The organism is Aromatoleum toluclasticum ATCC 700605 (genome assembly GCF_000378245.1).
Classification (GTDB): domain Bacteria; phylum Pseudomonadota; class Gammaproteobacteria; order Burkholderiales; family Rhodocyclaceae; genus Aromatoleum; species Aromatoleum toluclasticum.
In genome coordinates this window covers 209,380-229,056 of record NZ_KB899494.1, presented here as the reverse complement: position 1 = coordinate 229,056, position 19,677 = coordinate 209,380, and the positions used below count along the sequence as shown (strand labels likewise).

The window sequence follows — 19,677 nt, the reverse complement described above, 5'->3', positions numbered from 1 at the left end:
CGACCTGGCCCGCTGCTTGTTATTGCTGCACGGCGCGTCCTTCCCGTCCCTGCCGCGCCCTGTCGCGTCTCTCTGTTGTCATTCTTCGCCTTCGCCTTCACCTTCGCGCAACGGCCGGAACCTGCCGGCATGGCGCCGATCGGCAAACAGCCACGTCCCGTCGTACAGCCGCATCGGGAAGCGGTTGCTCGCATGCAGGCGCCGGTCCGGATGCGTCAGCCCCTGCCCGTCGCCGTACGGCTCGGCCCCGCCTCCGACAGGGGTCGCCACATAAGGGCCGATGCAGCGCACGACCTTCGACAGCTCCGCGAGGGGAAAGGGCTTGAACAGGATGTGCTCGATGCCCCGCCGCACGGCCTCGTCGTACACCTCGTTGCGCGGCTGCCCCGTCATCAGGATGGCGTTGGCGGTCGCGCCGCGCATGCGGATCGCATCCAGCACCTGGAAACCGGACATGTCGGGGAGGCGGTAGTCGAGGACCAGCACGTCGGGCACAAAACCGTCCAGCGCCCTGATCGCGCTCGCGCCGTCGGGCGCCACGCGGGCGTCGCAGCTTGCCCGCTGGAGGTAGGCCTGCAGGTTCTCCGCGAGGATGTCCTCGTCTTCGACTATCAACACCCTTCGGCTGGCTGACATGACCTTCTCCGCTTCCGCGCCGCCCCGGTCCACAATGCCGGATGCGTCGTTGACGGTACTTCAGCATGCTTCGTGCCAACATTTGGATCTCGCGGAACTGTTGGGGTTTGCATGAATCCCGAGGGCCGGGCTAACCTGTTTCGCCCCCGGAAGTGGGGAAATGCAGCCCGCCTCATGGGCCACTCCCCCCAGCGTGGGGCAAGCGGCCCTGCCTCGTTCAGAACTTCTGCATCACATCCACCTTCGCGCCGCTGCGCAACTTCTGCAGCGCGCTGTGTCCGGCCTCGGCGCGCTGGCTCACGACGAGGTACTCGCGCACCTGCCGCTTCGCCTCGGCCTCGGGCATACCCTCGGGCGCCGGTTCCCTTTCCAGCGTGCGCCTGACCTCGTCGTCGCTGACCTCGGGCATGCCCGCGAGATCCTGCAGCGTGCGGCTCGCCGCCAGCTCGTGACGCAGGTATTCGGCGTAGGTGGCCTCGTTGAAGCCGGCGTCGCGCACGCGCCGCTCGTAGGCATCGCGGGTGGCGAAACCCGCCTCGATTCCCTTGCGCGCCTGCTCGACGGCGGCGTCGTCGATCTTCACGCCGCGCCGCTGCGACTCCTGCCACAGCAGTTCCTTGTCGATCAGCTGATCGAGCGCTTCGCGCTTGAGGCGCTTGAACACTTCGGGATTGCGGATGGCGGCGACGTTACGCGCCTGCAACTTGAGGTAGTCCTCGAAATGGCGTTCGAGGCGGAATACGGAGATGTCCGCGCCGTTTACCCGCGCGGCGACGCCGACCTCCTGCGCGGTGGCCGGTGTCGGCAGCGTGAGGGTGCAGACCAGGCACAGGGCTGCCGTCCCGAGCCGCAGACCGCGCAGCACGTGGCGCACGGTCCCTCCTCTCCTCTCCTGCGCCGTGGCGGCGCACCTGCCCTGTGTCTGGTCTGTCCTCACAACTCTTTCCTCCTAAGAATAGCCCATCGCCTCACTCCTGCACGGTGTCGAGGCGCACGTAGCGGCCGGTGGGGCGGAAGACGCGCTTCTGCGCATCCACACCGACAATGTGGGCCCCGGGCGCGCCGATGCGCTGCCCAGGTCCGAAGCCGATGGCGGGCGTCACGCCGGTCTGGAAGCCGTGCATGTTCTCCAGCGCGGCGACCAGCTTGTCGCGGCTGGCGTCGCGCCCGGCGCGCTTGAAGCCTTCCACCATCACCATCGCGGCGGCATAGGCGCCGACCTGGAAGGCGGGGTGGCGATCGCCTGCGCCGCTGCGTTCGCGCACCGCCCGCAGCGCGCCCGCGCCCTGCGGGCTCCAGTCCTGCGGCAGCGTCGGGTAGGCGATGAACACGCGCTCGGCCTGCGCCGCGGGCAGCTGCAGCGCGGACGGGCCGACCTGGTTTGCGGCCGCGAACATCCATGGCGGGTCCTTCTGCAGCTCGGGTTGCGCGGCGAGCGCGCCGAAGTCGGCGTCGCGGCCGATGAAGAACACGGCCTTCGCCCCCTGCCCGGCCACTGCCGCGCCCACCCATGGGGCGTTGAACGCCCCCGGCACGTAGGCATAGGCGCGCACCTGCGACCAGCCGCGGCGCGCGAGGCGCTCGGCCAGTGCGCCGGCGATGGCGCCACTGCGGGCTTCGTCCGGGTGCACGATCGCGGCGGGCGGATTCGTCAGCTTCAGGGCGGTGGCGGCGTATTCGCCGAGCGCGCCGAGCTGCTCGCCAAGACCGGGCAGGGGGTCGAACACGAAACGGCCGGCGCTGCCCGACACCTGCGCGAGCGGACCGACCACGGGAATGCGCGCGGCGTCGGCGAGCTCGCCGAGTCGCCCGTCGAGCGCCGGCACCAGCGGCGCGATGACGGCAAACACCTTGTCCTCGTCCATCAAACGGCGCAGCGCGGCCTCGGCGGCGGCTGCGTCGGCGCCGGGATCGGCGACGACCAGCTCGACGCGCCGGCCATGCACGCCGCCGCCGGCGTTCACGGCATCGAAGGTGCCGCGCAGGATGGCCGTGACGGTCTTTCCCAGCTCCGCCAGCGGCCCGGTGGCCGGCTGCAGCGTGCCGACGCGCACGGTATCCGGCAGCAGGCCGGGGTCGCCGTCGTCCTCCAGGCGCTTCAGGTAGGCCGTCAGGTTCTCCACGTCGCGCGCCGCCATCACGAAGCGCGGCATCGCGGGGTCGAGCCGGTTGCCGCCCGAATCGACCCCGCTGGTGATGGCGCGCGCGAAGCTCGCCGCATCGTAGGGCGGCCGTTCGCGCCCGTTTTCGAGCCGCTGGTTGTAAGGGAGGGCAAGCCGCCGCCAGGTGATGTCGGGCGGGCGCACGCCCCCCTCGCGCCGCCCGCGGCCATCAGCGCCGTGGCAGTTGGCACACGGCACCACCGTTCCCGGTATTGCCGTGTCCGCGCCACCGACGCGGGCCGCGATGCTGCTACCGGAGGCGCTGCGGCCTTCGAGGAAGATCTGCTTTCCGGCCGTTTCGGAAGCAGTCAGCTCGATTGCGGCCACAGGCCCCGCGACGCATGCCAGCGCGGCTATCACACCCGACCACCGTAACAGGCGGCGGCTTGCCATGATCGTCACCTTCCCGACCTCACTTTCCCATGCTCACCTTGGCCACGGGCTCGGTGAGCATCCTCAGCCGCTCAGCGATCGCCGGAGGCGGCGCATCGGGACGGATCTTGTTCCAGCGCTTGGTGGCCACGTCGCCGGCGATCAGCAGAGTGGAATGCTCCTCGGCGCTCTGACCGAGCTGGCCGAGGCGGCTCAGCACGAAGTCCACGCTGGCCTTGTCGCCGGTGAGGAAGGTCCAGTTCGGGCTGTCGGCCTCGTTCTTCGCCGCGAAGGCCTTCAAGGACTGCGGCGTGTCGTTCAGCGGGTCGCTGCTGATCGAGATGAAATGCACCTTGCGCGCCGCCTCCTCGCCCAGCGCGTCGCGCACCTCCTTGAGCTTGCGCGTGATGAGCGGGCAGGCGTCCTTGCAGTTCGTGTAGACCACGTTGAGCATCACGACACGGTCCTTCAGCACGTCGCTGTAGAACTGCAGCTTGCGCCCGTTCTGGTCGACGAGCTCGGTGTCGGTAAAGTAGGCGCGTGCATCGTGCGTGCCGCCGCCGGTGGCCGGGGGCGTCACCGCCTGCGCGGTGGCTGCAGCCGGGGCGGCGTGGTCGTCGTGTTGCTTGTCATGCGCGAAGGCACCGGGAGCGACGGCGAGGGTGAGGGCCTGCGCGAGGGCCGCCACGGAGGCGAGGAGAAGGGTGCGGCGTGGGACGGTGCAGCGTGCTGCGATCATGAGATTACTCCCGGGTTGCGGCCCGCGCCGCGATGAGCGATTCGACCTGCGCGACCAGCATCGCGGGGTCCGCGAAGCCGTAGAAGCGCGTCCATTTGCCGCTGCGGCCGTCGCCAACCATCATCACGACGGGGTGATCCTCGAAGTTCGGCGTCCATGTGCCCAGGCCCTTGAGCGTGTCGTTGACTGCCGTCGTGCTGCCGGTGAGCCACGACCACCCCGCGCCCGCGCCGCGGGAGCGTGCGTAGTCGCGCAGGCGGGCGGGGGTGTCGCGGACCGGGTCGACGGTGAGCGAGACGAGCGAGACGTCGCGCCCCACCCGCCCGCCGAGTTTCTGCTGCACTTCGCCCATGATCGCGGAGACCACCGGGCATACCGTCGTGCAGCTCGTATAGACGAAATCCATCACGACGATGCGGTCGCCGATCACGTCGGACTTGAGACTGCGCGCGCGGCTGTTCTGGTCGAGCAGCGTCACGTCGGGGAAGCGCACGACGACATCCTCGGGCAGCTTCAGGTCGGAGTCGGCGTGATTGGCGTGATTGGCGTGCTGCGAGTGGTCGGCGTGATTGGCGTGGCCCGCGTGGGCATCGGCCGCGGCGACCTGCGCGGGCTGCGGCTTCATCGCGGGTCCGGATTGCGCCCGCGCCAGGCCTGGCAGGATGAAGCTCGCGGCCACCGTCACGGCCAGCGCGAGCAGGCTCGCGCGCATGATCCTGGTCGTGCGATCGTGCTTCATGCGTTTTGCTCCCTTTTTCATTGCCCCCTCCTGCTCACTTGTTCCTGAATGCTCTGACACCCAAATATCGCTCGAGACCGGGTTCCTCCCCCTTCAAGGGGGAGGGAGAAGGAATGCCCGCCTCACTTGCCCGCCACCGCCGACACCGCGCGCAGCGTCAGGTAGGGCTTGTTCTGCGCGTCCTGCAGCGCCGCCGACTCCACATGCACGTAGTACGCGCCGGTCTCGGCGAGCTGCAGGCTGGCCTCATACACGCCGTCGCCCACTTCGCGTGCCGCTGCGCTCTGGCGCGTGCCGGCCGGGGCGACGAAGTAATTCACCATGAGGTCCGTGAGGCCGGTGCGCGGCGTGTCCTTGCGGCCGGCAACGAGGCGGAAGCGCACCGTCGCCTTGCCCGGCGCCTGCACCGTCACCGGCGCGGGCAGGAACTCGAGGCGCGGCACCGCGAGCTTCGCGTCGCTCACCGCGCCGGGTTTCACCTCGGCGCTGAAGCAGTGCAGCACCTGCGGCCGGTCGAGCATGAAGGCGACGTCGAACTTGCCCGAGGCGGGCAGCGTGACCTGGGTCGAGAACACGCCCGCTTCGCCCTGCTTCATCGCACGGTCGACCACCGTGACCGCGCGCGCCGTGTGGCCGCGGTTGAGGTAGCCGGTCATCGGCGCGTTCATGCCTTCCATGTAGAAGTAGGTGGTGTTGTTCGCCGGATTCACGACGAACACCGACCCCTCGTCGTTGCGCGCCGCGAGGCTCGCCGCCAGCGGCAGGTCGCCCGCCAGCCTGGGCGCCTCGCCGCCCGCGGCGAAGCTCTGCAGCACCGGCTCGTGGCCCTTGCCCAGCGAGTCGAGCTTCACCATCGTCACGCGCTCGCTCGCGAGTCCGCGCACGTAGGCATAACCCGAGGTGAAGGTCACCTGGTAGGGTTCCGCGGCGACCGTGATTTCATGCGCGACCTCGTCGCTGCCCGCATCGAGCACGGTCGCCACGTTCTCCATCGTGTTGAGCGCGAAGGCGTAGCGGCCGTCGGCGGTGAAGCGCACCGGGCCGAGGCCCGGCTTGGCCTGGATGAGCTTGCGTGTCGCCAGCGTCCTGGCGTCGATCACGGTGATCGTTCCGGCCTGGCCGTCGGCCACGTACAGCGCCTTCGACAGCGAGGACTGCGCCACCGAGATCGGCCGTGGCCCGGTCGGGAGATCCTTCACCTTCTGCATCGAGGCGACGTCGAACACCGTCACGGTGCCCGCATCGCGGTTGCTCACGAAGGCATGGCGCGAATCGTCGCTGAAGGCGATCTCGTGGTGACCCTTGCCGGTCTGGACCGTCTTCACGGGTTTGAAAGTGTGGGCGTCGATCACCGTGACGCCGCTCTTGCCGGGGTCGCGCGAATTGTTGCCGACCCACAGGTAGCGTCCGTCGGGCTGCACCGCGACGCGCACCGGTTCGTCACCGGCATCGACATCCTTGACGACGCGGAAGCTGGCCGCATCGACGACGGAAACCCGGTCGGCGAGCGGCATCGACACGAAGAGGTACTTGCCGTCCGTGCTCTTGGCCCAGTCCATCGGCTGGCTCTTGAGCATGATGCGCGTCAGCGTGCTGGTCACGCCGCCCACGGAGGTTAGCGGGTCGATCACGCTGATGCTCGGATCCTTGTTGAGCACCATCAGGTAATAGCTGTTGAGGTCCACCATCGGCCGCACGCCGACCACGCCCTTCAGGTAGAGCGCGATCTTGTCCTTGCATTCCTTCTGCTCGTTGGCCTTCGGGTTCGAGATCACCTGCGCGAGGTCCAGCCACGCGCCCGGTGCGAGTCCCGGCACGCCCTTGCCCGTGTTAGCGTCGGTGATGCGGAAGCGGATGTCGGCGAGCCCGCCTTCGACCAGTTCGGTTGCGCCGCCGGCCGGGCGCGCTTCGAAGTCGATCGCCACGCCGTCGCGCACCAGGCGACCGCTGGCTGCCGGCTTGGCATCCGCCGCGATGGGCGCGGGGGCCGGGGCAGCGACAGCGGTTCCCAACAATACGTACGACACCAGCAGCGAAAGTGTTGCGAAGCGAAGTTTGCTCACGATCATTTCCCCCTGTTTCGGGGCCCACCTATGGGGCAGCCCCGGACTACGAATTCGAGTGGCTGCGCGTTCACCGACGCGCCGGAATACGCCGTTTGCTGTTCAAGATGCGGCTGAATCCGCAAAAAGGGTGGTGGGCCCCACTGCCATTAAGACCCACCGAATCCGCAACAGCCATGGTGCTGTCGCAACTGTGTGCATGCTTCGTACCAGCGGGATGCGGCCGGCAGAACCGCACCCCGTGGTTGCTACGTGATGCTTACTGCACCCGCACGATCCCCCAGCGGCCGCTCAGATTGCCCAGCGACTCGAAGTCGCGGTACAGGTAGTCGCCCGGGATTGCATTGGCGCCGCCTGCGCTGGCCAGGTTGAAGGTGAAGTGCGCGGCCGGCAGGATGCTCTCCTGACCGCCCAGGAACATCCCCAGCGGGTTGAACAGGATCCGCGTCGAACCCACACCGAACTTGCGCGACGGATAACCGCTGCTATCCGTGTTGTTCGCGCGGTACGGATCACGCTGCCACACGTGGCCATGGAGGCCGAAGGTACCCATCCGGCTGCCGCCCGAAGCCTGCACCACGTGGATGCGGAAGGGCATGCCGCGGTTCACCGTCAGGACCGGGGTCTCCGGATCCGCACCACCGACCAGCGCGTTGCTGTAAGCCATGCTGGCGTTGGGCACGTCGGCGAAGCCTGCACCGTTGGCGTGACCGAAGGGCGCATCCGGAGCCTTCTGGAAGCGGTACCACATCGGTTCGGCCTTGTAGTTCACCGCCATCGCCGAGTTGTCTTCCGGATCCTCATGCACCATCGGACCTTCGGCGGCGACGTTCTCCACCGGATCGCCATTGGCCCAACGCATGTTCAGACCCTTCGCCCACTGCAGCGCGAAATCGCGGTAGGTGGCAAGCTCCGGCTTCGTGGTCTTGGTCACCGTGGCGGCGGCGCGCATGTTGTCGTCCTCGACCCAGGTCGATTCCGGCGGCATGGCGACGAACGCCCCGTTGAGACCCTTCTGCGTCTGCTTGATCTTGTCCGCCGGCATGATGTTGACCCCGCCGAACTCGATACCCACCGCCGTGACGGTGTCGGTTGCCTTCTTGATGGTGGAAGTCTGCGCGGAGTACGCGCGGCCCAGGTCTCCTACGTAGAATTGATAGGTCTTCGGTGCCTCTCCGGGTGCAACCGTCTGCACCGGGTTGATACCGACGTTGGTGCCGTCCGACTTGGTCACGTCATACATCAGCAGCTGGGCGTGGAAGCCGGCATGGCTGGACGGGCGCATCAGGTTGTTGTTGAAGGCCGTGGTGCCCGTGGTGTCGTAGCGGTCGCGCACGACCACCGGCGCCATCAGGTTGGGCGACGGCAAGTCGGGCATCACCGTCGGCAACCGGTTCTCCAGCACCAGATTCACGCACTCGCCGGACGCGGCACGCAGCACCAGGGGTTCGACCGGGACACCCGCGTTCAGCTTGCCGGTGGTCGGATCGAGGTCGTCCTTGCGCACGTACATCACCGCGGTCGGATCGTGCAGCGGGCCTGACTTGCCGCCGACCGTGATCGCCTCGCCCGTCACTTCGTCGATGATGGTCGCAGCCGGGATGCTGGTCGGACGCGAGTTGTACACCAGCGTACCGCCGTCGGCCTTGAGCGGGCCGCCGACATGCTTGCCGTCACTGCCCGCCATGCCGATGGTCAGGCCGAGCGGGTTGGGCAGGATGTCGTTGGCGAGCGCCACCACCACGTTGAAGTCGCGCTGCTTGACCGGCAGCACGCCGAGCTTCGGATCGACATAGTTCTTCGGGCAGATGCCGTTGAAGTCCGCCGTGTTGCTCAGGGCGACCGGCAGCGGGTTGTTCGGCGTCGCGTACAGATCAGCCTGCTTCTCGGCGTAGTTGCGCATCACGCCCCACGAACCGTTCCAGTAACCTTCGATCGATGAGTTGATCGCGTACAGGTAGTCGGCTTCGGTACGGGTCGCATCCGCATACATCGCCACCGGCATTCCGAAGCTGAACTGCTCGGAGATGCCGACCATCTGGCCATTGCGCCAGCCGGAGTTGCCTGCCGCGCCGAACGACGAACCCGCCTGCAGCCACTTGACGCCGTGGATGCTCACGCTGTGCGCCTCTTCCTGGCCGCCGGCCTGGACACGCACGCGGACGATGTCACCCGCGTAGGTGCGCAGCATAGGCGTGAAGGGGTCGCCGGCCTTGTCGCCCGCACTGTTGATGTGCGGCGGGAAGATCGTGATGCCACCGGTCGGGCCGGTCGCCTGCGTGATCGCGCTCGGTGCCTGGTTGAAGGCGTCGATCTTGCGGTCGGTACGGCTTTGCAGTGCGTAGGCGAGGTCACCCGCGAGCCCGTCAGCCTGCATCCCGGACTTGCCGTCGGGACCGGTCCTGGAAGGATCGTAGATGCGCAGCCCCACCGGTTCGTTGCGGTAATTCACCACGAACATGCCGGGGTCGTCCGCCGAGATCGCCTGCGGGCACGGACGGACCGGGCAACCCTCCTTCTCGCCACCCGCCACGATGCGCTGCATGTCGGGGAAGATGGGCAGCGTGGTCTTCTTCGCCGGCGGGTTGATCGCGTAGCGGAAGCTTTCCGGGCTGGTCGGGTAGGCGGCCGGGTTGGGGATGCCGTCGGGACCTGCACCCACATACACGCCGGCTTCGTACGCATGCTGGAAGTCGGTGAACTCGAGGTAGAACTCGCGGTAGCTGTCATCGATCTTGTCGCCATCGATGTCGCCCGAGTTGATCACCGCCTGCCACGAGGTCGGACCACCGTCGGCACGGGTGTACAGCGGGGTGCCGGTCTCTGCCTGGTACCACTTCGAGCCCGCCGGTTCGGTCAGCACGGTTCCGTACAGGCCGATCTGCTGGTGGGTCGAGGGGCCATAGTGGTCATGCGTGAAGATGTTGCCGAGGCCGCGGTCGATGTTGTACTGGTTCAACAGCGGGTCGGAGAACCAGCGCTGCATCGTCGTGCGTGCGCCCATCCAGTCGGGCCGTCCAAACTGGCCGAAGTACGGGTGAGCCTGCTCGACGGGGCATGCGTTGGTGCCGTCGCGTGCATCGGGCGTGGTGCAGAGGTTGAAGTGGCGGATCGCATGGATGCGCTCGACGATCGCTCCCGGGGAGATCGTGCCGTCCTCATAGTTCCAGCCGTTCGCCGCGCCGTCCGTGGTGGAAAGGTCCCACTTGGGCAGGTGAATGTGCTGGCCGATGATGTCGGTCGGCGTGCGCACCTGGTAGTCGTCCAGCTCGTAGAACTCCGGCACCAGGTTGGTGTGGTGATACATCGCGCAGTCGAACGTGTTCAGGCGCATCACCAGGGGCTCGGGCGGCTGCTGCTTGTTGATCACCGGCATCACGTCCTCCCACAGCGCGATGATGCGCTGTTGCGGGAAGTGGTAACCGGCCTTGTTGATCACCGCGTCGAACTGGATGTTGGCGCCCTTGTACACGCGCGGGGTGCTCGCGTTGAACTGCGACGCCGCACCGGTCCACATCGCGCTCATCGTCGCGCCGCTGTACCACGCGCCCGCACCGGCGCTCGCAGTCAGCTGCTTCTGCGTGTCGTCGATGCAGGGCTCGGCAAACGGGGCCGCGACCGAGGGCTTCGCGCCGTTGGTCCTGAAGTTCGCCGCCGTCACCGTGCTGCCGTCAGGCGTGACTGCATAGCTGCCGTGGAAGGGCTTCGAGTGGAAGCTCATCGCCGCCTGCTCGGCGTCCGTGCCTTCCTCGGGGAAGAACACCGCCGGAACGGAGACCAGCTTCTTCAGGAAGTCCACCGGGCTGGTCGTCACCACCGCCTCGGCACCGGACAGCGTGCCTTCGATGGTGTGCCGTGCCAAACCGCCGTCCCAGCCGCCTGCCTGCTCGGGCACGAGACCTTGCCACAGCGTGTTGCCGCTCGCCTTCAGCGCCGTCGCCTGGGCCTGCGTCAACATGTCGAGCGGCGGAGTCGGCGGACGCTGACCCATCGTCGACTCGATGCCTGCGACCCAGAACGGATAACCCGGGTTCTTCAGGGTGCCGTCGGCATTCCTGTTGGCGGCGCTGCGATCGATCTGGGCCTTGGAACCCGCAACGATGTCGTTGTTGGCACCGACGTACTTCGTCACCACGCTCACCGTACCCGGCATCGGCGCCATGGCCTTGCCCGGCAGCGGCACGACTGCGGGGATCGGGCTGCCGACCACCACTTCGCCATCGGGATAGGCGCGCGCACCGGCGGCCGGTGTGCCGTCCTGCAACGCGAACGGCGTACTGTGGTAGCCCTTCGTCCCGTTCGACACCGCCAGCTTGGTGCCCGCCTCGAAGGTGTCGTGGTTCCGCCACAGGTACCACATCCCCTGCGCGAAGTGCGGGTAGAAGTGGCAGTGGTAGATCGCGTCGCCCGGAGAACGGTTGCGGTTGCCCGAGCCGCCGTTGACTATCTCGTAGGTGTAGCCGGAGCCCGGCCCGATGCCCTGCGCGTCGAGGTAGTTGGAATTGTCGTCGTTGGGGTTGAACAGCCACTGGTGGTTGTGCAGGTGGAACACGTGCTGTTCCTGGCCTACGTGCACGTTGCGGTACTTCACGAAGTCGCCGATGTAACTGTGATGCACGTTCGCCGGATCCTGCGGATACAGCACCTTGGTCGCCTTGATGCCGGTGGTGCCCGGCGCCGGCGCCTCGCCCGGCTTCAGCGCTTCGAGGCCGACGTTCGCGGGAATGTCGACCAGCTGCGCGGGATCGCCGACCACGTACGCGGTGAGGAAGAACTCCTCGTACGCACAGGAGGTGCAGTCGTGCATCGGGCCGACGCCGAGGCGGTTGGCGATGATCTCGGAACCGATGCCGCCGGAACCGTAGTTGATCATGAACGCGTCGCGAGTCGCCTGCAGCACGTAGCCGAACACCGGGTCGCTGTAGAAGGCCGGGAAGGCCTGCGCCGCGGTCACTTCGTCATGGAAGACCACCGAAAAGTCGCGGAACGGCTCGAGGCGGTTCGGGTAGGCCGGGTTGCGCTTGCCCATGTTCTCCAGCGGGTAGGTCGTGGCCGGGAAGCTGCCGTTGGCATTCGGGCCCAGCACCACCGCATCCATCTCGGTATGCACGATGCGGGTGTCCTGGACCATGTTCAGCACCGGCTTGCCGGCCTTGCCCTCGCTGATCCACGGCTCGCGGTTCGGATAGGTGGCCTCGTAGTTCACCACCGGCTGGCCGCCCGCGGTCAGTTCGCCTGCCGCCGCCGTCAGCATGCCGTCGCCGTTCTTGTCGGCGGCGAGGCGCAGATCCTCCTCGCTCACCACGTTACGGTAGGCGCGGCCGCCCCTGGGCAGCACGATGAGCTGGCCGAACAGGCCGTTGGTGATGTTGCCGGCAGTGCCGTCGGCACCGAAGGTCGCGCCGTAGCTCGTGACGACGAAGGTGCCCTCACGCTCGCCGTAAAGCGTGTAGGTCTTCGTCTGGCCGGGCGCCGCCAGCGCGCTCATGTTCTTGCCGGTGTTGTCGCCCATATCGGCGATGCTGTTGACCGCCTGCATGCCCTGCGCGAAGAAGCCCGCGTTGCGGTCGGCAACCTGGTCATCGTTGGTCATGATGGCCGGCGTGGCCGCGTACGGGTTGGCCGTCGGGTGCAGCAGGTTGGTCAGGTTCACGGTCAGGCATTCGCCCGCCGCAAGGCGCAGCACCAGCGGACGCGGCCGCTTGTCGGCGCGCAGCTTCACGCTGCCCGCGGCCTTCGTGCCGCCGAGCGTCAGCGGCTTGCCGTTCGAGTCGACCACGTCTTCCTCGAGCGCGAACATCATGCCGTTGATGTTCTGCGCGCCGAGCCGGTTGTACATCAGCGGCTGGTCGAGTGCGATCACGTTGGCGACCAGCGTGCGCGTGCACCGGATGCCGGTCGACGTCGCCGTCGTGTTGCCGCTCGGTGGTGCCGCCTGGGACGGGCCGGCGGCGAACAAAGTCGCCCCGGTCAGCATCAGCAGGCCGGCCAGCTGCTTCAGCCGGCCTTGATAGCCGGCTGCTGGCGCCCGCCCATTCGGATAAAGATACTTCATCGTCGTTCCCCCCACGGTTACAACGCTTTGGTCTGCGATGCCCTGCAAACCTCCGGTTCGTGACCGGCAACACCTTGCATGCCGGGCAAAAACCAAAAAACGGGAAAATCCCGTAAGCCTCCTCGCAACGGTCGTGCCATTACAAAAACTCACTACTTTTCAACAGCTTGTCTTTCCGGGGCGAATTAACCGGGGATATTTCCCCATTTTTTCCCCATAAGCAGGGCCGGGTTTCCCCACCGAACGCCAGCAATGGCGCGAACCACGCGATCCGGGCTGTCCGGAATGCCGCATTGAAAATGCCCATGGCATTTTCATCGGTACGTGACAACTTGTGACAACTTTGCGATCGAGGGTCAATTGCCCAGGATGGGCCGCATGGACTCGGGCGCGAAGGTCGTGAACGGGGAAGGCGCCCCGAGAATGGGGAATCGTCCCCACGCGGGCGGTAAGCAAGTTCGTGGCGGCGTGGGTCACGCGTTTTGCTCCCTGCCCTTCAAGGGGGTGAGGCAGGGGTTTCGGCGAGCACTGCTCGCCGCCTGCCGAACGACGGAGCGAAGCGCAGGCTCCCGGGTTGGGGTGGGGACGGGGGGACTCCGCAGCGTCTGCAAGACACCCATCCCCATCCTGTCCGGAGGGCTGGCTTTGCACAGCCAGCCCGCTCGGTCGGCGTTCATGAACGCCGAACCGGTATTGAGGCACCGCAGGACGCTACGGCGGAAAGGGGTGCGGACAGCGACAGCGAACAGGCTCGCTGCGAGCGGGCGGAGAATGCAGAACATGGCGCCTCCCATAGCCCGGACCGCCGTCGAATCGGGACGGCCCGCAACCGGATGACGCGGAATCGGAGCGCAGCGGCCGATCAGCCGATGCGGGGTTCGGTGGCCTTGATTCCGGCAGCGGAAGGCGGCGGCGTCCTACTCCTGCGCCTTGCCCGTCGTCGCGGACGCCCTGCAGATGTCGGAGCCCGGCACCGCGCCGCGTGGCGCAGTGTTGCCGAGCGCGATGATGGACGCCAGCCACAGCACGAAGGCCAGCACGGCGACGACGATACGCTCGCCCCTGCGCCACCCCCCGGAGTCCAGGGGCCGGAACGCCAATCCGGCCCCTGACGTACCCATTTGCTTACGACGCAGTGATGCCGTTCCAGCCCGTCACTGCAGGCTCTGGACGCAGTTGCTCGCGGTACCCTTCAAGGTTCCGTCCAGCATGGGCTCCGCACTCACGTAGGCCATGATCGCTTCGTAGGTGGCGGCCGAGGTCTCCATGCTCTTGCCCGTCAGGGAATAGAGATAAAGGGCCTTGTCCTCGATCTGCCCGAGAAGCCCCAGCGCTTCAGGATATTTACCCTGATCGGTCTTCTGGTCCGCGCCGTAATCCTTCGACACCAGCCCATCGATGACCGATCGCTGCTTGTCCGACGGCGTGGCTCCGTACATCCCCCTCAACACCGCATCCAAGCCCGCAAAGTGGTCCTCGCAACCGCTTTCGTAAGCGTAGAGGTCGTACTGGCCCGGCGGTTCGGTGTTGGGCTTTGCGGCATTTGCCGCCCCCGCCGACAACAGGAAGGGAACAGCGCCAAGGGCGACGAGGGTGCGGATGTTCATGGCCATTTCATTTTCTCCGAAGGATTGGATGTTCGGACGCGGGGTCCGAAGAGCCTTCGTCTGACGCCGTTTCCACCGATGGCGCACTGGCAGTTCGGGCCGGCGAAAGCGTTGCGGGAGACTCCCGCAGGACGTTCAGCAACCCGCGTGCCAGGAAAGCCGGCACACCCCTTCATCAGGTATTTCGCGGCTTTCAGCGCCGGAGTGCGGTTTTTTCACCAATCCCCCCCCCACATACGGGGGCACCCGATGACCTTCGCGTCACATATCCAAGCGCTCATGCACGGCACCGGAATCGACACAGCCCGCGCCGCACAGGGGTTTGGGGCCTCGCCTCGGCGATGTATGGGCGCCGCCCCAAACATGAGCAGGAATCCCCACCCAAATCATTCCCGGCCGGCCCGCCTCCCGATGGCCGGGGTTTGCCCGAAGCCGGCGCACTTGGTCCCGGCCAGGGCGCGGCGCACGGACGCCATAAAGCAAGCATGGCCGAAAGGCGCGACCTGCAAGTCGCGCCTTTCGGCCATGAAACGCCACCTGCCGCAGTCGAAACCGCAGGCAAGTCGCCTGGCGAGCCCCCCAGGCTCAGTAGTTCGCCCCCACGCAGGTGATCGCGCTCGCTGCCGCCACGTTGATGCCGGTCGCATCGTCGAGCTTGGCTTTCGGCGCATTGGCCAGTTCGGTGGCCCGGTTCGAGATCGACTCGAGGTTGGCGATCGCGTCGAGCGGCTTGTTCTGCGCCAGCTTGGCCGCCGCCGAGTCGAGCTTGAGGATCAGGTTGCTCTCGTTCGACGCCGCCTTGGGATCGTAGAAGGTCGCAGCGACGATCGCCGCTTCGACGCCGTCCAGGCTGGCGCCGCACGCCCCCGCATACGGTCCGCTCGCGCTGGCGACACCGACCATGAGAGGAAGTGATGCGATCGCGACGAGGGTGCGAATGTTCTTGGCCATTTCAATATCTCCGAAGGGTTTGGGTTTTGGGTTCAGGGTCCTGAGACCCCTTGCCTGACACCACGTCGGCCGATGAAACCTTGGCAGTTCGGACGGCGGATGCATTTCGGGAGAGTCCCGCGGGACATACAGCAACCCCTGTGCCAGGTATTCCGGACTTACCGTCCCTCAGGTATTTCGCGGCTTTCACGGCAGCGGTGGGTTATCTCACCCAATTCGAACCCCCACTTCCGGGGGGGCGCATTAGCTTCATGACATATACCGAAGGGCTTATACACATCGTCTGAGCGGGCAGATCTCGCGGCGTCAAAGGGTTTTGCGCGCACCCCGCTGGTGCGTGGGTAAACTTCCCCAAGGCCGGGCAAATTTCCCCAAAACTTAGGACACCCGCCCCCCACGGCGGCCACCGAGGCGTTCGAAATGCTCGATCACGCGCGGCACGTAGCGCCGCGTCTCGGCGTAGGGCGGCGTGCCGCCGCTGCGCGCCACCGCGCCCGGGCCGGCGTTATAGGCCGCGACGGCACGCCCCACGTCGTTGCCGAACATGCCGAGCAGGCGCTTCAGGTAGCGCGCACCGCCACGGATGTTGTCGGCCGGGTCGCGCGCGTCCGCCACCCCCATCTCGCGCGCCGTGTCGGGCATCAACTGCATCAGCCCGACTGCCCCCTTCGGCGATACCGCCCCCGGGTCGTAGTTCGATTCGGCCCGGATCACGGCATGGATGAGCGCCTCGGGCAGGTCGTGCTCCGCCGCGGCCGCCGTGACCAGCGGCGCATACGGCAGGCTGCCGGTGCCGGTGCCGGCTGCCGACGCGGCGACCGGCACGCCGGTCCCGCCTATGGGTGCTCGCCCTCCGCTGGCGGGACCGGGCGTGGCGACGACGTGCTCGAAGCCGCGGCGCGGTTCGTCGGTGAGGGTGAGCGAGCCGTCGGGCTCGACCTTCATATAGACATCGGCGTGCGCGGCCAGAGGCAGCGCGAGCCATGCGGCAACGAGGAGCGGAACTGGCGATGGCATGCGGCGTCTCCCGTTCTTGCGTCTTTATTGGGGAAAATTCCCCACTTCATCGGGGACTACGCAAGCGCCATGCCGCACGCCGCCGCGGCGCGACACGCGTCACGCCACGGGCATGTTTCCTGCTCGGACAAATTGACGCCGCCCGGAGCCTGGTCCCACACTGGCGGACACCTAATCAACTGAGCGAGCAAAGCCCATGGACGATCGTCGAATGTTCCGCCGCAGCCTCACTGGTGGCACCTCGCGCGGCTTCACGCTGCTGGAACTGCTGGTGGTGCTGGTGGTGCTGGGCCTGCTCGCCGGCCTGGTGGCCCCGAAGTACTTCAGCCAGCTCGGCAAGTCGGAAGTGAAGGCCGCCCGTGCGCAGGTCGAGGGCCTGGTGAAGGCGCTGGACCTGTACCGCCTCGACACCGGCCACTACCCCACGACCGAACAGGGGCTCGCAGCGCTGGTGACCCGCCCCGCCAACGAGACGAAGTGGGGCGGCCCCTATCTGCAGAAGAGCGTTCCGGCGGACCCGTGGGGCCGCAACTACGTCTACGCGGCGCCGGGCGAGCATGGCGAGTACGACGTGTACTCGCTGGGCAAGGACGGCCAGCCCGGCGGCGAGGGCGAGAACGCCGACATCGTGAGCTGGGAGTGAGGCGCTGACCGCGTCGCGCCGGGTGCCGCCATGCGCTTCCTCGTCAAGGGTGTCGGTCGGGATGCGGGCGTCGTCGCCCTGACGATAGACGCCACCAGCCTCGCCGACGCGCGTCGCCAGGCCGAGGACCAGGGCCTGCGCGTGATGTCGCTGCGCGCGGCGCAACGCCTGCCGGCGCTGCGCTGGCAGCGCAAGGAGGTGTTCCCGCTGGTACTGTTCAGCCAGGAGCTGGCCACGCTGCTGAAGGCGGGCCTGGCGCTGATCGACGCGCTGGAGAGCCTCGCGGAGAAGGAAAGCGACGGCCACGCGCGCAAGGTGCTGGACGACCTGGTGCGCGCGCTGTACGAGGGCAAGTCGCTGTCGCAGGCCCTGGCGCGCGCGCCGGAGGTGTTTCCCGAGCTGTACGTGGCGCTGATCCAGTCGAGCGAGAAGACCGGCGACGTGGGCGCCGCGCTGGGCCGCTACGTGGCCTACCGCGGCCGCGTGGACGAGGTGCGGCAGAAGATCGTCAGCGCCTCGGTGTATCCGGTGCTGCTGTTCCTCGTCGGCTGCGGGGTGCTGCTGTTCCTGGTCGGCTACGTCGTGCCGCGCTTCGCGGCGGTGTTCGAGGACGTCGGCACCAAGCTGCCGTGGCTGTCGCGCGTGCTGCTGGCTTCGGGGCAGTTCCTGCACACGCATCAGCTGGAACTGGGCGGCGGCGCACTCGCCGTGCTCGCCGGCGCAACGCTGCTGCTGCGCCAGCCGCCGGTGCGGCGCGCGCTGTCGCAGGTGCTGGAGGCGGTGCCGGCGATCCGCAAGCGGCTGTTCGTCTACGAGATGGCGCGCTTCTACCGTTCGCTGGGCATCCTGCTGCAGGGCGGCATCCCCATCCTGACCGCAATCGGCATGGTGCGCGGCCTGCTCGCGGCCGCCACGCGCAGCCGCCTCGACGAAGTCGCCGCCCGCATCCGCGAAGGCCAGGCGCTGTCGTGGGCGCTGGAGGAACACCGCATGGCCACGCCGGTGTCGCTGCGCATGCTGCGCGCGGGCGAGCACGCCGGCAACCTCGGCGAGATGATGGAGCGCACGGCCGACTTCTACGACGAGGAGATGAGCCGCTTCATCGAGTGGTTTGTGCGCCTGTTCGAGCCGCTGCTGATGACCTTCATCGGCCTGGTGATCGGCGTCATCGTGATCCTGATGTACATCCCGATCTTCGAGTTGGCAAGCAGCATCCAGTGAAAAAAGGGCGCGGCTTGCGCCGCGCCCCCTCTCCCTCCCTTCCCGTATTCCTTCCCGTCAGCGCTCCGGACGCTCCAGGCCCAGCTTCTCGATGCGGTAGCGCAGCATGTCGCGCGTGAGGCCCAGCAGGCGTGCGGACTTGGTGACATTCCAGTCGGTCTTGTCGAGCATCTTGATGACGAGGTCGCGCTCGACTTCCGGGACGCTGACGCCCGTAGACGGCACCGACATGCAGTAGGAGTCGAGCGAGTGGAAGTCGCGGTCGCAGCTTCCGTACAGGCCCGGGCAGATCGCCAGCTGGTTGGGCGTGATGACCTTGCCGGCGGCGAGCAGCACCGTCTGCTCGAGCATGTTGCGCAGTTCGCGCACGTTGCCCGGCCAGGCGTAGCTCTTCAGCACGGCGAACGCGTCGTCGTTGAAGTACAGGCCCGGCTTGCCGTAGCGGCGGGCGTGCTGTTCGAGGTAGTGCTTGGCCAGCGTGACGATGTCTTCGTCGCGGTCGCGCAGCGGCGGCACCTTGACGGTGATGATGCGCAGGCGGAAGTAGAGGTCGCTGCGGAACTTGCCTTCGCGCACCATCTTTTCGAGGTCGCGGTTGGTGGCGCTGATGATGCGCAGGTTGACCTTGATCTCCTTGACCGAGCCGAGGCGCCGGATCGTGCGCTCTTCGAGCAGCTTGAGCAGCTTGGCCTGCAGCGCGAGGTCGATCTCGCCGATCTCGTCGAGGAAGAGCGTGCCGCCGTCGGCCGCTTCGACGAGGCCGGCGCGGCGGTCGCGCGCGTCGGTGAAGGCGCCCTTCTCGTGGCCGAACAGCTCGGCCTCCAGCAGATGCGACGGGATCGAGGCACAGTTCACTTCGACGAAGGGGCCGGCGCTGCGCGTGCCGTCGACGTGCAGGGCACGCGCGACGAGTTCCTTGCCGGTGCCGGTTTCGCCGTTGATGAGGACCACGGGCAGCTCGTTCACGGGCATGTGCTTCTCGGCCTCGAGAAGCTGGCGGATCATGTTCTTCATCGCCTGCATCGGGCCCGAGGCGCCGATCAGCGCCGCCACGCCGGCATCGCGTGTCTCCCGCTCCTGGTAGAAGGACAGCGTCTTTTCCATGCGCCGCGCCTCGAGGGCGCGCTCGATGAGGAGCTTGAGCTCGGCCAGCACGAGGGGCTTGGTGAGGTAGTCGTAGGCGCCAGCCTTCATCGCCTCGACCGCACGCTGCACGTTGCCGTCCCCGGTCATGAGAATGACCTTCGTTTCCGGCTCGGCTTCGCGCACCTTGGCGATCAGCTCGATGCCGGTGATGCCCGGCAGGTTGAGGTCGGTGAGAACGACATCGGGGTGCAGCATCGACAACAGCTTGAGAGCCTCTTCCGAAGAGCCAGCCAGCTGTGCATCCCAGCCATTGCGCTTGAGGCTGGTACAAATGTTGTCGCCCAGGATCTCGTCGTCCTCGACGACCAGGATCGTGTTTGGCATTT

14 protein-coding genes are annotated in these 19,677 nt (G+C 67.2%); 2 read left to right on the top strand and 12 right to left on the bottom strand.

Features of this window, described 5'->3' with window-relative positions; all coding sequences use genetic code 11:
• Positions 1–78: 78 nt before the first annotated feature.
• The 11 genes from F464_RS0108620 to F464_RS28055 all read right to left on the bottom strand — a co-directional run bounded on the left by F464_RS0108620 (position 79) and on the right by F464_RS28055 (position 16,341).
• Complete coding sequence (locus tag F464_RS0108620; RefSeq protein WP_026295856.1) at positions 79–636, bottom strand: response regulator; 558 nt, start codon at positions 634–636, stop codon at positions 79–81.
• A 217-nt stretch (positions 637–853) separates the two neighbouring features.
• The gene (locus F464_RS0108615) at positions 854–1,510 is read right to left on the bottom strand and encodes a SurA N-terminal domain-containing protein (RefSeq protein WP_018989392.1); all 657 of its coding nucleotides are present in this window, start codon (positions 1,508–1,510) and stop codon (positions 854–856) included.
• Between the two features lie 94 nt (positions 1,511–1,604).
• Positions 1,605–3,191, bottom strand: a complete 1,587-nt coding sequence (locus F464_RS28060; RefSeq protein WP_040394703.1) for an ABC transporter substrate-binding protein — start codon at positions 3,189–3,191, stop codon at positions 1,605–1,607.
• A gap of 19 nt (positions 3,192–3,210) precedes the next feature.
• Positions 3,211–3,909 (bottom strand): SCO family protein, encoded by a 699-nt coding sequence (locus F464_RS0108605; protein WP_018989390.1) that lies wholly within the window; start codon positions 3,907–3,909, stop codon positions 3,211–3,213.
• Positions 3,910–3,913: 4 nt separating this feature from the next.
• Positions 3,914–4,669, bottom strand: coding sequence for an SCO family protein (locus F464_RS0108600; protein WP_198292246.1), 756 nt, complete (start codon positions 4,667–4,669; stop codon positions 3,914–3,916).
• A 101-nt stretch (positions 4,670–4,770) separates the two neighbouring features.
• A complete protein-coding gene (locus F464_RS0108595; RefSeq protein ID WP_018989388.1) occupies positions 4,771–6,717 on the bottom strand; it encodes a cytochrome D1 domain-containing protein in 1,947 nt (648 codons plus the stop codon).
• Positions 6,718–6,970: 253 nt separating this feature from the next.
• Positions 6,971–12,766 carry a manganese-oxidizing multicopper oxidase MnxG gene (gene mnxG / locus F464_RS0108590; RefSeq protein ID WP_018989387.1) on the bottom strand — a complete coding sequence of 1,932 codons (5,796 nt, stop codon included), beginning with the start codon at positions 12,764–12,766 and terminating at the stop codon, positions 6,971–6,973.
• A gap of 917 nt (positions 12,767–13,683) precedes the next feature.
• Positions 13,684–13,866, bottom strand: a complete 183-nt coding sequence (locus tag F464_RS0108580; RefSeq protein ID WP_157353616.1) for a hypothetical protein — start codon at positions 13,864–13,866, stop codon at positions 13,684–13,686.
• A 54-nt stretch (positions 13,867–13,920) separates the two neighbouring features.
• Positions 13,921–14,379, bottom strand: a complete 459-nt coding sequence (locus tag F464_RS0108575; RefSeq protein ID WP_018989384.1) for a hypothetical protein — start codon at positions 14,377–14,379, stop codon at positions 13,921–13,923.
• A gap of 579 nt (positions 14,380–14,958) precedes the next feature.
• Positions 14,959–15,324, bottom strand: coding sequence for a hypothetical protein (locus tag F464_RS0108570; protein WP_018989383.1), 366 nt, complete (start codon positions 15,322–15,324; stop codon positions 14,959–14,961).
• A 378-nt stretch (positions 15,325–15,702) separates the two neighbouring features.
• Positions 15,703–16,341 carry a lytic transglycosylase domain-containing protein gene (locus F464_RS28055; RefSeq protein ID WP_018989382.1) on the bottom strand — a complete coding sequence of 213 codons (639 nt, stop codon included), beginning with the start codon at positions 16,339–16,341 and terminating at the stop codon, positions 15,703–15,705.
• Between the two features lie 196 nt (positions 16,342–16,537).
• On the opposite strand from F464_RS28055, the gene gspG reads away from it, so the two are divergent.
• Positions 16,538–16,984, top strand: a complete 447-nt coding sequence (gene gspG / locus F464_RS0108560; protein WP_018989381.1) for a type II secretion system major pseudopilin GspG — start codon at positions 16,538–16,540, stop codon at positions 16,982–16,984.
• Positions 16,985–17,014: 30 nt separating this feature from the next.
• Complete coding sequence (locus tag F464_RS0108555) at positions 17,015–18,205, top strand: type II secretion system F family protein (RefSeq protein WP_018989380.1); 1,191 nt, start codon at positions 17,015–17,017, stop codon at positions 18,203–18,205.
• A 57-nt stretch (positions 18,206–18,262) separates the two neighbouring features.
• Here the strand turns inward: F464_RS0108555 and F464_RS0108550 are convergent, their stop codons facing one another.
• Positions 18,263–19,675: a sigma-54-dependent transcriptional regulator gene (locus F464_RS0108550; RefSeq protein ID WP_018989379.1), complete on the bottom strand. Its 1,413-nt coding sequence runs from the start codon at positions 19,673–19,675 to the stop codon at positions 18,263–18,265.
• Positions 19,676–19,677 lie beyond the last annotated feature (2 nt).